The following is a 13,553-nucleotide window of genomic DNA, read 5'->3' as shown; positions in this document are numbered from 1 at the left end:
CATGGCTGTCCGTATCGACCGCGCTGACGTGAGCGACCTCCACCAGGTCCTGGCGGACCACGCCCGCTACTGGGGTGAGCGTGATCTGCGGTCACTCCATCTGACCGCCCTGGTGCAGGAGTTCGGCTCCACCTGCCTGGTCGCCCGCGCCGAGGGCGGCATCCGCGGCTACCTCCTCGGCTTCGTCACCCCCGACCGCACCGGATACGTCCACCTGATCGCGACCCGCGACGACACCCGCGGCACCGGCCTCGGCCGTACCCTCTACGAGGCCTTCACCGCCGCCGCCCGCCGCCAGGGCGCGGTCCGCCTCAAGGCGATCACCTCGCCCGCCAACGAGGGCTCCATCGCCTTCCACCGCGCCCTCGGCTTCCAGGACCGCCTCGCCGAGGACTACGACGGCCCCGGCCGCCCCCGTGTCGTCTTCACCCGCGAACTGCCCTGACTCACCCGCGAACTACCCTCATTCATCCGCGATCTGCCGCGAGGACCGCTTCGACCAGCGGCGCCGGCGAGTTCTCCGGCCGCCGCCCGGCGGTGTCGACGACCAGGCGCTCCCGGTTCCACGGCTCGTACTCCCGCTCGGTGAGCTGTGCCCAGTCGGGCAGCGGCAGGTCGGGGATGTCCACCGAACGTGACTCCGCGCGGCGCCGGTGCTCGTCCGGATCGGAACAGACGACCTCCACCGCCAGGACCGGCACCCCGGCGCGTACGGCGGCATCCCGCCAGGCGTCACGCGTCACGGCCAGCGGGTTGACCGACTCGGCGATCACGGTGTGCCCCTGCCGCAACTGCTCCTCGGCGAGGGCGTACCCCACGACAGAGCCCACGTGGCCGCCAGGAGCCGGGCGAGCGTGGTCTTGCCGGTGGTGGGCACCCCGCCGAGGACGATCGGCATGCCCCTACTCCCACACTCGCCGCACCGCCGAAAGCCGTGTGGCCGGTGCTCGTCTCCCTCCCCCGAAGGCGACGAGCACCGGCCATTTCCCCCGGCGCCGGACAGTGGTCCAGCCTCGTCCGTGTGCGATCTGTTCGTGCTGGGTCACCAGCACATGACCGCGGTTTCCCCCGAACCCCACGCGGAGTACAGGCGCACACGGACGAAGTAGCGGCGGCCCTTGACGAGACGGGCCCTGAGTGTGGCGTTGTGCGGAGTGCCTCCGTCGTCCCGGCCGCAGAGGTAGCGGGCTTCCCCGTCCCGTTCCTCGAAGACCACCACGACGGTGTCGCTGTCACCGAAGGTGCCCACGGTGTACTCGCGGGTCTCCGGCGGTTCCACGGTGAAGTCGGCCTGCTCGCCCGGCCCGAGCCCGAGCGGCACGGACCGGAAGGGCACCAGCGCGGGCGGCCGGACCTGCTCGGTCGGCGGGTACCAGCGCAGGGCGTACTCCTTGTCGGCGGCCGACAGGGTGCCGGGCGGGTTGAGGCCCGCGCGGAACTGCTCCGGTGCCAGGATCAGCCCCGCCTCGAAGGGGTACTCCATGATCGACTGCGGGTCCCAGACGGAGCCGTTGACCTCGTCCGGGTCGAGCTTGCGCAGGATGTTGAAGAACGTCCGGTCCCGGCTCCAGAAGTTCGGCGGGCCCGCCAGGTCGGCGTAGACGGCCTCGTCGTCCCAGTGGATCCCGGCGAACGGACTCTGGTGCTCGTGCAGCATGCCGAGCACGTGCCCGATCTCGTGCAGGGCCGTCCCGCGCTCCCCGGGCGCGGTCAGGTCCCAGCCGAGGTTCATGGTGCGCTCGTGCACGCCGATCCGCAGGGCGTCCTTGCCCACGGTCGACCAGGATCCGTCGCCGAGCTGGAACCCGATGCGCAGCTCGGCCTCCGAACGGTCGCCGACCTCGGTGAACCGCACCCCGACGCCGAGGTCCTGCCACTCCTGGAAGCAGTCGCGCACCACGTCCCGCTGCTCCTCGGCGCCCACCCACGACACCCACCGGGACTGCCCGGTCCCCGGAACAGGAATGACCGACCCGTCGGTGTCGCCGTCGAAGAAGCAGTAGTGCAGGACCGTGCTGTTGACCCACATCCGACCGCCGCCGACGAGCGCGCTCAGCCGCTCGGCGGCCAGCCCCGGAGCGAATCCCGGAGCCGACTGCTGCGCGAGGGAGCAGTAGCGTGCGGTCATGGGTTTCAGCGTGCCGTCGGGCGTCCGGGGGCGCCTGAGTCGGGGGCTACTCAAGTCCCCCTGTATCAGACCTGAGTAGCGGTGCTCCTGTTTCCGTGACGACTTTCGAACGGGACGCGAAGACCCTGGAGCTGCCCTGGCCGTTCACCGGGCGGCAGGACGAACTCGAGCTGATCCGCGGGTCGGTGGCGGGGGGCCGGCTCGGCATCGTGGTGACCGGCCCGGCGGGGCGGGGCAAGACCCGGCTGGTCACGGAGGCCGTGCGCGGTACCGACTGCGCCAGGGTGGCGGGCACGCCCGAGACCCGCGGCCTCCCGTTCGCCGCCTTCACGCACCTCCTGCCGGAGAGCGTCTCCCTGCATCGCGCGGTTCAACTGCTGTCAGGCGTACGACTGTTGCTGGTCGACGACGCCCATCTGCTCGACGACGCCTCGGCCGCCCTGGTCCACCAGCTCGCCGTGCACGGCCGCACCCGGCTCGTGGTCGTCGCCACCGACGGAACACGGGCGCCGGGCGCGATCTCCCGCCTGTGGACCGGTGAACTGCTGCCGCGGCTCGCCCTGGAGCCGCTCCCGCGCGAGGAGACCGCGCAGTTGCTCGCGGCCGGTGCGGGTGGCCTGGAGGCGCTCACCGTCAACCGGCTGTACCGCCTGTGCCAGGGCGATCTGCGGCTGCTGCGCGAACTCGTGGGCGCGGTGCGTGAACAGGGGCTCCTGGAGCGGGTCGCGGACTCGGCCGAGTGGGAGTGGCGGGGCCCGGTGCCGGTCACCGCGACCGTGCGCGAACGCACCGCGGAGCTCCTGGAGCGCACGGGTCCCGGTGAGCGCGAGACCCTGGACCGGCTGGCGTTCGGCGAGCCGCTGGCCACGGACGCCGACACGCTCGACCTCGCCGCGCTCGAAGCCCTGGAGGCCGACGGCCTGGTCCACGTCGACGACCACGGCACCGCCCGTCTCGCCCACCCCCTCCACGGCCCGGTACGCCGGGCGGCGGCCGGACGCCTCAGGGCCCGCCGCCTGGCCCGCACGCCGTCCGACCGCACGGCCGCCCTGGAGACCGAGACGGCCACGCTGACCCGTGCGATCGCCGAGACGGACGTACGGGCCGTGCCGGCGCCGGTGGGGGAGTGGCTCGTGGACGAGGGCACCGGCATCCCGGCCCCGCACGCCGCCGTACGAGCCCACTTCGCCCGTCTGCGAGGGGAACTCCGGGAAGCGGCGGCCTGGGCGAGGGAGGGCCTGCGCACCACCCCCGACGACCGACTGTGCCGACTCGAACTCACCTTGGCGACAGCGCAGTTGGGGGACCCGGGGTCGGTGGTGACATGGGCGGGGGAGCCGGGGTCGGTGGCCGCACGGTCGGGCGACTCGGAGTCGGTGGCGGCGCAGGCCGGTGCCTCCGGGGCGGTGGTGCCGCGGGCAGATGATCCGGAGCCTGCCGTCTCGGAGGCCGGAGCCGACCACCGCCGGTCGCCCGCCCCCTCGGCCCGGCCCGGAGATCCCGGTACCGCCGTCTGCCGAGGGACCGCCAGTGGCGACCCCTCCTCGGACGCCCCTGCCGGACCAGCCGGTCAGCCCGCCCACCTCACCACCGACTCCGGCGCCCCTCGACCCACCGCGCCTACGACCCCCTCACCCGGTCAGCCCGCCCACCTCGCCACCGACTCCGGCACCCCCCGACCCACGCCACCCACGCCCCCCTCAGCCGGCGCAGCCACCTGGTGGGCCGCTGCTCGCGGGGATCTCGACGCCGCTCTCGACGCGGTCGGTGCGGAGCCGTACGACGCTGTCCGGCTCGGGGCGCCCGAGCGGGCCGCCGGCAGGCTCACCGGGGTCTTCGCCGTGCACGCGGACGCGCTCGCCCGGGGCGACGGGCCCGCCCTCGACCAGGCGGCGCACGCCCTGGAGGAGCGCGGTTTCCTGCTCTTCGCCGCCGAGGCCTACGCGCAAGCCGTACGCGCGCACCGCGACCCCGGCGCCGCCCGCACCTCACGCACCCGTGCCGTCGCGCTCGCCCGCCGCTGCCAGGGGGCCCGCACCCCGGCCCTGGCGGGCCTGGTCCTCGGTGAACTCACCGCCCGCCAGCGGCAGATCGTCACCCTTGCCGCCGCCGGGCTGACCAACCGGCAGATCGCGGAGAAGCTCACCCTGTCGGTCCGCACGGTCGGCAACCACCTCTACAGCGCCTACACCCGCCTCGGCGCGAGCGACCGCGACGCGCTGCCGTGCCTGGTGGAGCTGCCCGAGGCACAGCCGGCCTGAGCCGGACACCGGACCGGGGCGGTCTGACCCCCAGTATTCGGGGGAGGGGTCAGGCCGCCCCACGCACGTCGCCCACCTTTGACACCTCACGCCGCCCCGAACGCCGAGAACGCCCACCCCGTCGCCTGGTGCACCGAGTCCCCCGGCAGCGCCGCCCGCGCGTCCCGCAACGCCTCCGCCATCGACGCCCCCGCCCCGAGCCCCTTGTGCAGCGCGAGCATCAACGGCACCACCGCCTCGTCGTTGACCGGCGCACTGCACGCCACCACCCCCGCTGTACCCAGCGGCAGCAACGCGGTGACCAGGCCCAGCAGTTCGTCCGCGCCGACCGACGCGAACCGGGCGGTGTCGCAGCAGGACAGGATGATCCGGTACGGGCTGCGGTCGAGGCGCTCGAAGTCATGCACGATCAGCGGCCCGTCGGCCATCCGCAAGGACGAGAACAACGGGCTGTCCGCACGGAACGTGCCGTGTGCCGCGATATGGGCCAGCGCCGCCCCGTCCAGTTCCTCCAACACCCGCGGCACGCGCGCCTCGTCGTACTCCAGGACCGTCGCGGAGCCGTGCCGTCCGGCGAGTTCCGGCACCTCGGCGCCCCCGGTCGCAAGACCCGGCCCGCGCACCAGCACCTGGCGCCCGCCGGCCGGCGCCGCCGTCTCGCGCGCCCGCAGCCAGCTGCTGGCCGACGGCGACACGCTGAACACCCGCTCCCGCAGCGACGGCAGCAGCGCCCACGGCACCCGGTGCAGCCGCCCCGGCGGCACCACCACGACCGGCCCGGAGCCGAGCCGAGCCGCGGCCGGGCCCAGCAGCAGCTCCTCCAGCCGCCGCCCCGCCGCCTCCACCACCGGAAGCCGCGCCTCCGCACCCGGGTGCGCGAGCCGCCGCAGCCCCGCCTGCACGTGCTCCGCCTCGCGCTCCGCGTCGGCCAGCAGTCCGCCCTCGAACCGCCGCACCCGCCCCTGCCCGCACAGCAGCACCTGCACCCGCCCGTCGAGCACGGCCAGTTCGACCAGCCGTACGTCGTCACCGAGCCGTTCCAGCAGGCGGCCCGGGTCGAAGCGGTAGCCGTCGCCGGGCGCGTCGCCGCGGATGTGGTGGGTGCGGGAGCGGATCTCCCGTTCCAGGCGCCGCTGCTCACGCTCCAGCGCCGGCATGGGCCGCCCCTCCATCCGGGCCGCCTCCGCACGCGCGGCGATCTCCCGGAACGCGGTCAGATCGCCCAGCAGCCCGGGGTCGGCCGGCGGGCGGGCCGGCGGGGCGGACAGCGCGGTGGCCCGCCAGCGCTCGCTCCACACCAGCAGCCGCCGCGGCCCGCCCGAGGCGAGCGAGGCCCGCGCGGCCAGCGCGGCGAGCTCCGCGCCCTGCGCCGTGGCCCGTGCCCGCAACTCCGAGGCGCCCAGGGTCGTACGGTGGTCGTCCAGCACGTCCAGGCCGCGGCGGCAGGCCTCCAGGACCCGCCGGTCGGAGCCCACGGCCCGCGCCCACAGCGCCCGGGCCGCCCAGCCCGTCATCCGCGCCAGCGGCGGCCCGCTGTGCCGGCTGCGCGCGGCGACCTCCAGATGCCGCTGGGCGTCCTCGTGCCACCCCAGGTCGAGCGCGATCCGGCCCGCCAGCAGCGAGGCCTCGGGGGCCGCCGGCGCGCCGAAGGAGGCCAGCCGCTCCGCGACCGCCGCCGCGTCCGCGACCAGCCGCCCGGAACCCCGCCCGGCGGCGACCCGCGCCTCGATCAGCACCAGCCGGGCATGCGTCTCCCACCAGGTGCGCCGCTGCCCCGCGAACAGCCGTACGGCCAGGTCGGCACGGGCGATCGCGGTGTGCGCGTCCCCTTCGAGCCGGGCCGCCCGCGCGGCGGCGAGCAGCAGTTCCGCCTTGAGGGTGGACTGCCCGCCGATGCCGTCCAGGACCTTGATCGCCGCGTCCGCCTCCGCGAGTGCCTCCCGGGCGAGCCCCGCCGCCATCAGGACCTCGCAGCGCCGGATCGTGAGCATGAACGTCGGTGTGCCGAGCTTGGCGTACCGCTCCTGCGCCTCGTCCAGCAGCCGCAGCGCGGCCGGAATGTCTCCCGACCGGAAGGCGGCGAGGCCTCGGCTCTCCACCGCGTCGGCCTTGTCGTGCTCCTGGCCCGTGGTGTCCCACAGTGCCTCCGCCGCCGTGAAGTCGGCGTCCGCCCGCTCCACCGCGCCGAGCGCCAGATGCACGGTGGCCCGCAGGGTCAGCGCTCGCGCGGTCCAGATCACGTCGTCGGCCTGCCGCAGCACCGGCACCGCCCGCCGTACGTCCTCCAGCGCCGCCCGGTGCCGGCCGAGCACCCATGAGGCGTACGCGCGCCGGAACAGGACCTGCGCCCTGGTGTGTCCGCTGCTGACCGCGACGCCCCGCTCCAGTGACTCCAGACCCTGCCGGGTCCGCCCCGCGTGCACCAGCGCCACCCCCAGCGCGGCCAGCGCGTCCGCCTCCCGGTCGGTCGACTCCGAGCGCGCGCCGAGATCGCGGGCCCGGCGCAGATGCTCCAGGGCGATCCGCATGTCGCCCCAGTCCCGCTGCCAGATGCCGATCACCTGGTGGGCGACGGAGGCGTGCAGCGGTGAGGGATCCGAGCCCAGTACTTCCTCTGCCCTCGCCAGCGCCTGGTTGGGGGCGGCGAACACCATCGGCAGCAGTTCGAGAACCTGGTCGCTTCCCGCCGTCACCCCAAGGATGGTAGTGGCCCAGGTGGCAGGCCACACCGGTTTGGCGCTGTATCAATCACCGGACCCGCGGCTCTGACTGACGACCGCCGCCTCAGGAGGACACGCCATGGCACCTCAGCGATTCCACGAGCAGTTCGACCAGATCCAGCGCTCCATGCCCGACGTCCCGCTGGCCCTCGGACCCGACGACGCCTCGGAGTTCATCTACGAGAAGGGTGTCGTCCTCGCCCGCGACGGCCGCGACGCGGCGCTCGTCGAGGAGACCGTGCGCAGCCACTTCACCGCGGCGACCGGTCTGACCGGCGACTACGTGCGCCGGGACAGCCCCGAGACCAACCGCTCCGGCATCACCCGGATCAAGGTCGGCGACCCGGGCCACGGCGACCGGCGCGGCGACCGCGCCGTCACCCACGCCCTGCGCGCCATGAGCGAACGAGAAGGACGCGCCGGGCACCGGATCGTCAGCCGCAACCACGTGGTCTCCATCGCGGTCAACTCCTGCCCCGGCGACGAGCCCGTGCCCGCCTCGCTCAGCCAGGGCACCAACCCGGCCCCCGCGGAGGCGGGTCACGACCCCGACACCTCCGTGGGCGTCCTCGTCGTCGACAACGGCCTCACCCACGACCACGCACTCGTGCCGCTCCTCGCCCACGTCGAGGGCGACCTGCACGGCACCGAGACGGACGCGGCAGGAAACCTCCTCCAGTACGTCGGCCACGGCACCTTCATCGCCGGTGTCCTCGCGGCCGTCGCACCCAACACCGACATCACCGTCCGCAACACCCTCAACGACGCGGGCGCCATCCTGGAGTCCGAGCTCGGCGAGAAGCTCTTCGAGGCCGTCGACGGCGGCTGGCCCGACATCATCAGCCTCTCCGCGGGCACCTCCAACGGCCGCACCGACGGACTGCTCGGCATGGACGCCTTCATGCAGGAACTGCGCGCCCACGACACCCTGTTGGTCGCCGCCGCCGGCAACAACGCCAGCGCCAGCCCCTTCTGGCCCGCCGCCTACGCCGACCTGCCCGACTACCGGGACGTCGTCCTGTCGGTCGGCGCGCTGCGCGGGGACGGCGAGTTCGGCGCCTGCTTCAGCAACCACGGCTCCTGGGTGAAGGTCTACGCCCCCGGCGAGCGCCTCACCAGCACCCTCACCGGCTTCGACGCGCCGGTGCCGTACGCGTACCAGCACTCCACCTACGACGCCTGCCGGTACGGCTTCACCTACGTGTGCACCTGCCAGTCCCCGTCCCACGTCGGCGTGTTGAGCGAGGACGGCACCATCGCCAAGCCGGACCAGGTGATGTTCGAGGGGTACGCGCACTGGAGCGGCACCTCCTTCGCCACCCCGGTCGTCGCCGGACTGGTCGCCGCCCACATGACCGCGAACAAGGAGACCGACCCGCGCGCCGCCCGGCAGCAACTGCTCGCCGGCAACACGCAGTTCGCCGAAGTGCGCGGGGCGCACGTACCGGCGCTGCGGCCGGCCGGCTGGCGACCGGTGCCGGTCGTGCAGCGTCCGGTCGGCGCATGAGGGCCGGAGTGGTCCCCTCCACGGCGTACGATGACTTGCCGTACACGAGGGGTGGGACCGTGGACCGAGCAGATGTCGGTGCGCTGGTCCAGTCCGCCGTCGACGGTGACGCGGCGGCCTGGAAGGCGCTCGTGGAAGGGCTGAGCCCACTGGTGTGGTCGGTGGTGCGTTCGCACCGGCTCTCCGACGCCGACGCGCACGAGGTGTACCAGACCGTCTGGTTCCGCTTCGCCCAGCACCTGGGGCGGATCCGCGAACCCGACAAGGCCAAGTCCTGGCTGGCCAGCACCGCGCGCCACGAGTGCCTGAAGGTGCTCAAGAGCTTAAGGCGGCTGACCGTCACCGACGATCCGCAGCTCCTGGACCGGATCAGCGAGGACCGTACGCCCGAGCAGTCGTTCATCGACTCCGAGGAAGCCGCCGCGCAGAGCGAGCGGGTACGGCACCTGTGGCAGGAGTTCGAGGAACTCGGCGACCGCTGCCGGCAGTTGCTGCGCATCCTGATGGCCTCCCCGAAACCCGGCTACCAGGAGGTGTCCGCCGCCCTGGGGATCGCGGTGGGCAGCATCGGACCACTGCGCCAGCGCTGCCTGAGGCGGCTGCGGGCGCGGCTCGAAGCCCGGGGGGCGGTATGAGCGGCTACGACGACCTCGACGACTTCACCGAAGAGGCCCTGCCCGACGAGGAGTTCGCCCTGGACCTGCTGGAGGAGGAGCTCCGGCGGGCCACCGCCATCCTGGACCCCGTGCCGCCGGCCCTGCGGCAGATCGCCGTCGAGGCGTTCGCGCTGCACGACCTGGACAGCCGTATCGCCGAACTCTCCTTCGACTCGGTGGTCGACGCCATCCCGGTGCGGGGAGCCGCGGCCGCGCCCCGGATGCTGACCTTCCACGCGGGCGAGGTGACCGTCGACGTCGAACTCACGCCGCAGGGCCTGATGGGACAGGTGCTGCCGCCCCAGTCGGCCCGGATCGAGGTGCTCAGCGGCCCCCAGGCGGGCGCGCCGCTCACCACCGACGACATGGGGCGCTTCACCTGCGAGGTGTCCCCGGCGGGCCCCTTCGCGCTCCGGTTGCGCACCGGCGGGGAAGTGATCGTCACCGACTGGCTGACCGTCTGAACCGCGAGCCGCGGCGGGGGCGGAGCGGAGGTCAGCGCAGGGCGTCCACGAGTGCGGCGAGGGACCGGGCGAGGGGGTGGATGCCCGGTCCGGCGGGCCCGCCCGGCTCGGTCATGTACGTGTCCCGCCGGATCTCGACCATCAGGGCACTCACCCGGGGATCGCGGCCGTAGAACTCCAGCGGTACGTACGTCCCGCTGAACGGGCTGTCGAGGCCGGCCTCCCCGAACGCCTCCCTGGCGGCGGCGACCAGCTCGGGCGGGGTGTGGAACGAGTCGGTACCGAGGCAGACGGGCGGCCGGGGTCCCTCGCCGTGCAGTTCGTAGGGCAGTGGCTCGCTGGGATAGGAGTGCACGTCGATGATCACGGCCCGTCCGACGGCCTTCAGCCGCTCGGCGACGGCGTCGGTCATGGCGCGGGCGTACGGCCGGAAGTAGCGGGCGACGAGCGGCTCGGGGTCGGTGTCCGCGGGCCGGAGCTCCTCCCGGTGGGTGGTCCGCGTGTACACGGCCCCCATGCCCACGGCGAGCATCTCCTCCCGCTCGTCCGGGAACCGCTCGGGGTCCACGACCAGCCGGGAGAGCCGGTTCACGAACCGCCACGGGGTGGTGGCGGCCAGCCCGGCGGCCACCTCGGCGAGCTGCGCCGTGTGCGCGTCGACGATGTGGTCGAGCTCCCGCTCCAGCGCGGGATCGTCCAGTACGATCCCCGCCCGCACCTCGGCCGGTATCTCCCGCGCGGAGTGCGGCACATGGAGGATCACCGGCGACTCCCCGGCGCCGGGCAGGAGGTCGAAAGAGGGCATACGGCTGCTCCCGGGGCGTTGTCAGTGGCGTGGTGCACCATCTCAGCATGAACATCAGCGACCAGCGGGTGCGGGCCCACCCCTTCCTCGACGCGCTCTACCGGGACGGCTGGTACCCCGACCGCGCGGTGGACCGGGGCAAGGAGATCCTGCTGCGCCTGTGCGCCCGCATCGAGACCGACCGCCCCACCGACCTGGCCGCCCTGTACGTCCTCACACAGGCGGCCACGGAGGAGTTCAACACCCTCCAGGACGACGACTTCGACATCGAGACCGTGGCCCGCGAGGAGATAGCCGAGGAGTTCCGCTTCATCGCCCGGACGTACGGCTTCGAGAACGCGGACGTGGAGGAACTGATAGCCACCCGGGACTGGTGAGCGACCCGGGCGTACGGTTGCTTGCGGCTTGCTGACCCCCGCCTCCTGCCCCCCCGCCTGGCGCCTGCCGCGGGCCGGGACTCCTGGTGGGCCTTCCGCGGAGGGAGCCACGCGGACCGGGTACGGGGGTGTCGGCCGGCGGGGCCGCTGGTCAGGTCCCGCCGGTCACCCGTCCGGCTCCGGCAGGCCTCCGCACCGGAGATGATTCCCGCCGCATGCCCCCGACAGGACCCGCCACGAACACGACCTGCGCCGGCCCCACCCCCTCGGCTCAGCACCCGCCCCCCGACACACCCCCGCCCCGGTCGGACCGCAGTCGACCGGGGCGGGGATCAGGGAGCCGGTGCTGTCCCCGGAGGGACTCGCGTCAGCTGAGGGTCGCCAGGGCCTCGTTCCACGTCGTCGACGGGCGCATGACCTTCGCGGCCTTCGCCGGGTCGGGCTGGTAGTAGCCGCCGATGTCGGCCGGCTTGCCCTGGACGGCGTTCAGCTCGTCGACGATCTTCTGCTCGTTCGCGGCGAGCGTCTCGGCGAGCGGGGCGAAGGCCTTCGCCAGGTCCGCGTCGTCGGTCTGCGAAGCCAGCTCCTGGGCCCAGTACAGGGACAGGTAGAAGTGGCTGCCGCGGTTGTCGATGCCGCCGACGCGACGGGTCGGCGACTTGTCCTCGTTGAGGAAGGTCGCCGTGGCGCGGTCCAGCGTGTCGGCCAGCACCTTCGCGCGGGAGTTGCCCGTGAAGTCGGCGTACTGCTCAAGCGACGGGACCAGCGCGAAGAACTCACCGAGCGAGTCCCAGCGCAGGTAGTCCTCCTTGACCAGCTGCTGGACGTGCTTCGGCGCGGAACCGCCGGCACCCGTCTCGAACAGACCGCCGCCCGCCATCAGCGGGACCACCGACAGCATCTTGGCGCTGGTGCCCAGCTCCAGGATCGGGAAGAGGTCGGTCAGGTAGTCACGCAGGACGTTGCCGGTCACCGAGATGGTGTTCTCGCCGCGGCGGATGCGCTCCACCGACAGCTTGGTGGCCTCGACCGGCGCGAGGATCCGGATGTCCAGGCCCTCGGTGTCGTGCTCCGGCAGGTACGCGTTGACCTTGGCGATCAGGTTCGCGTCGTGCGCACGGGTCTCGTCCAGCCAGAACACGGCCGGGTCGCCGGTGGCGCGGGCGCGGGTGACGGCCAGCTTCACCCAGTCCTTGATCGGCGCGTCCTTGGTCTGGCAGGCCCGGAAGATGTCACCGGCCGAGACCGTCTGCTCGATCAGCACGTTGCCGGCCTGGTCGACGAGCCGGACCGTACCCGTGGTGCGGATCTCGAAGGTCTTGTCGTGGGAGCCGTACTCCTCGGCCTTCTGCGCCATGAGGCCGACGTTCGGCACCGAACCCATGGTGGACGGGTCGTAGGCGCCGTTGGCCCGGCAGTCGTCGATCACGGCCTGGTAGACACCGGCGTACGAGGAGTCCGGCAGCACCGCGAGGGTGTCGGCCTCCTGGCCGTCCGGGCCCCACATGTGGCCGGAGGTGCGGATCATGGCCGGCATCGAGGCGTCGACGATCACGTCGGACGGCACGTGCAGGTTGGTGATGCCCTTGTCGGAGTCGACCATCGCGAGCGCCGGGCCCTCGGCGAGCTCGGCGTCGAAGGACGCCTTGATCTCGGCACCCTCGGGCAGCGACTCCAGGCCCTTGTAGATGCCGCCCAGACCGTCGTTCGGGGTCAGACCGGCGGCGGCCAGCGTGGCGCCGTACTGCGCGAAGGTCTTCGGGAAGAACGCGCGCACCACGTGACCGAAGATGATCGGGTCCGAGACCTTCATCATCGTGGCCTTGAGGTGCACGGAGAACAGGACGTCCTCGGCCTTGGCGCGGGCGATCTGCGCGGTGAGGAACTCCCGCAGCGGGGCCACGTGCAGCACGGACGCGTCGACGACCTCGCCCTCGAGGACCGGTACGGACTCGCGCAGCACGGTGGTGGAGCCGTCGTCGCCGACCAGCTCGATCCGCAGCGAGCCGGCCTCGGAGATCACGACGGACTTCTCGGTGGAGCGGAAGTCGTCCACGCCCATGGTCGCCACGTTGGTCTTCGAGTCCGAGGACCAGGCGCCCATGCGGTGCGGGTGGGTCTTGGCGTAGTTCTTCACCGAGGCGGGGGCGCGGCGGTCGGAGTTGCCCTCACGCAGCACCGGGTTCACGGCGGAGCCCTTGACCTTGTCGTAGCGGGCCTGGATGTCCCGCTCCTCGTCGGTCTTCGGGTCGTCCGGGTAGTCCGGCAGCGCGTAGCCCTGCGCCTGCAGCTCGGCGACCGCGGCCTTGAGCTGCGGGATCGACGCCGAGATGTTCGGCAGCTTGATGATGTTGGCCTCGGGCGTCTTCGCCAGCTCGCCCAGCTCGTGCAGGGCGTCCGGGATCCGCTGGTCCTCGGTCAGGTACTCCGGGAACACGGCGATGATCCGCCCGGCCAGCGAGATGTCCCGCGTCTCCACGGAGACACCCGCCTGCGAGGCGTACGCCTGGACCACCGGCAGGAAGGAATACGTCGCCAGGGCCGGGGCCTCGTCAGTGTGCGTATAGATGATGGTCGAGTCAGTCACCGGGTGCTCCGCTCCACGTCTGCAACATTGCTCGACATCAAGATATCT

11 protein-coding genes are annotated in these 13,553 nt (G+C 73.0%); 6 read left to right on the top strand and 5 right to left on the bottom strand.

What is annotated here, in order from left to right; genetic code table 11:
* Position 1 precedes the first annotated feature (1 nt).
* Entirely contained in the window at positions 2 to 445 is a 444-nt protein-coding gene (locus OHN19_RS05475; protein WP_330263039.1) for a GNAT family N-acetyltransferase, read from the top strand.
* A gap of 22 nt (positions 446 to 467) precedes the next feature.
* On the opposite strand, the gene OHN19_RS05470 is transcribed toward OHN19_RS05475, so the two are convergent.
* Positions 468 to 830: an adenylyl-sulfate kinase gene (locus OHN19_RS05470; RefSeq protein WP_330263038.1), complete on the bottom strand. Its 363-nt coding sequence runs from the start codon at positions 828 to 830 to the stop codon at positions 468 to 470.
* Positions 831 to 1,042: 212 nt separating this feature from the next.
* On the bottom strand, positions 1,043 to 2,128 hold the full coding sequence (locus OHN19_RS05465; RefSeq protein ID WP_330263037.1) for a M12 family metallopeptidase: 1,086 nt from the start codon (positions 2,126 to 2,128) through the stop codon (positions 1,043 to 1,045).
* A gap of 95 nt (positions 2,129 to 2,223) precedes the next feature.
* Here OHN19_RS05465 and OHN19_RS05460 point away from each other — a divergent pair, with 95 nt between their 5' ends.
* A complete protein-coding gene (locus OHN19_RS05460; protein WP_330263036.1) occupies positions 2,224 to 4,389 on the top strand; it encodes a helix-turn-helix transcriptional regulator in 2,166 nt (721 codons plus the stop codon).
* An 86-nt stretch (positions 4,390 to 4,475) separates the two neighbouring features.
* On the opposite strand, the gene OHN19_RS05455 is transcribed toward OHN19_RS05460, so the two are convergent.
* Positions 4,476 to 7,043 (bottom strand): CHAT domain-containing tetratricopeptide repeat protein, encoded by a 2,568-nt coding sequence (locus OHN19_RS05455; protein ID WP_330269536.1) that lies wholly within the window; start codon positions 7,041 to 7,043, stop codon positions 4,476 to 4,478.
* Positions 7,044 to 7,188: 145 nt separating this feature from the next.
* On the opposite strand from OHN19_RS05455, the gene OHN19_RS05450 reads away from it, so the two are divergent.
* Genes OHN19_RS05450 through OHN19_RS05440 form a run of 3 tightly spaced genes read left to right on the top strand, consistent with a single transcriptional unit; the run spans position 7,189 to position 9,736 of the window.
* Positions 7,189 to 8,616 carry a S8/S53 family peptidase gene (locus OHN19_RS05450; RefSeq protein WP_330263035.1) on the top strand — a complete coding sequence of 476 codons (1,428 nt, stop codon included), beginning with the start codon at positions 7,189 to 7,191 and terminating at the stop codon, positions 8,614 to 8,616.
* Positions 8,617 to 8,675: 59 nt separating this feature from the next.
* Positions 8,676 to 9,251 carry a sigma-70 family RNA polymerase sigma factor gene (locus tag OHN19_RS05445; protein ID WP_330263034.1) on the top strand — a complete coding sequence of 192 codons (576 nt, stop codon included), beginning with the start codon at positions 8,676 to 8,678 and terminating at the stop codon, positions 9,249 to 9,251.
* On the top strand, positions 9,248 to 9,736 hold the full coding sequence (locus OHN19_RS05440) for a hypothetical protein (RefSeq protein WP_330263033.1): 489 nt from the start codon (positions 9,248 to 9,250) through the stop codon (positions 9,734 to 9,736). Before OHN19_RS05445 ends, OHN19_RS05440 begins: the two co-directional genes overlap by 4 nt.
* A 31-nt stretch (positions 9,737 to 9,767) precedes the next feature.
* Here the strand turns inward: OHN19_RS05440 and OHN19_RS05435 are convergent, their stop codons facing one another.
* Positions 9,768 to 10,541 carry an N-formylglutamate amidohydrolase gene (locus OHN19_RS05435; protein ID WP_330263032.1) on the bottom strand — a complete coding sequence of 258 codons (774 nt, stop codon included), beginning with the start codon at positions 10,539 to 10,541 and terminating at the stop codon, positions 9,768 to 9,770.
* 47 nt (positions 10,542 to 10,588) lie between these two features.
* On the opposite strand from OHN19_RS05435, the gene OHN19_RS05430 reads away from it, so the two are divergent.
* The gene (locus tag OHN19_RS05430) at positions 10,589 to 10,918 is read left to right on the top strand and encodes a DUF5713 family protein (RefSeq protein ID WP_330263031.1); all 330 of its coding nucleotides are present in this window, start codon (positions 10,589 to 10,591) and stop codon (positions 10,916 to 10,918) included.
* A gap of 367 nt (positions 10,919 to 11,285) precedes the next feature.
* On the opposite strand, the gene OHN19_RS05425 is transcribed toward OHN19_RS05430, so the two are convergent.
* A complete protein-coding gene (locus tag OHN19_RS05425; RefSeq protein WP_330263030.1) occupies positions 11,286 to 13,505 on the bottom strand; it encodes an NADP-dependent isocitrate dehydrogenase in 2,220 nt (739 codons plus the stop codon).
* Between the last annotated feature and the right edge of the window lie 48 nt (positions 13,506 to 13,553).

It is taken from the genome of Streptomyces griseorubiginosus (assembly GCF_036345115.1).
Lineage (GTDB): Bacteria > Actinomycetota > Actinomycetes > Streptomycetales > Streptomycetaceae > Streptomyces > Streptomyces griseorubiginosus_C.
Note: the sequence above shows the minus strand (reverse complement) of the source record. Positions and strands in the feature narration are given on the sequence as shown.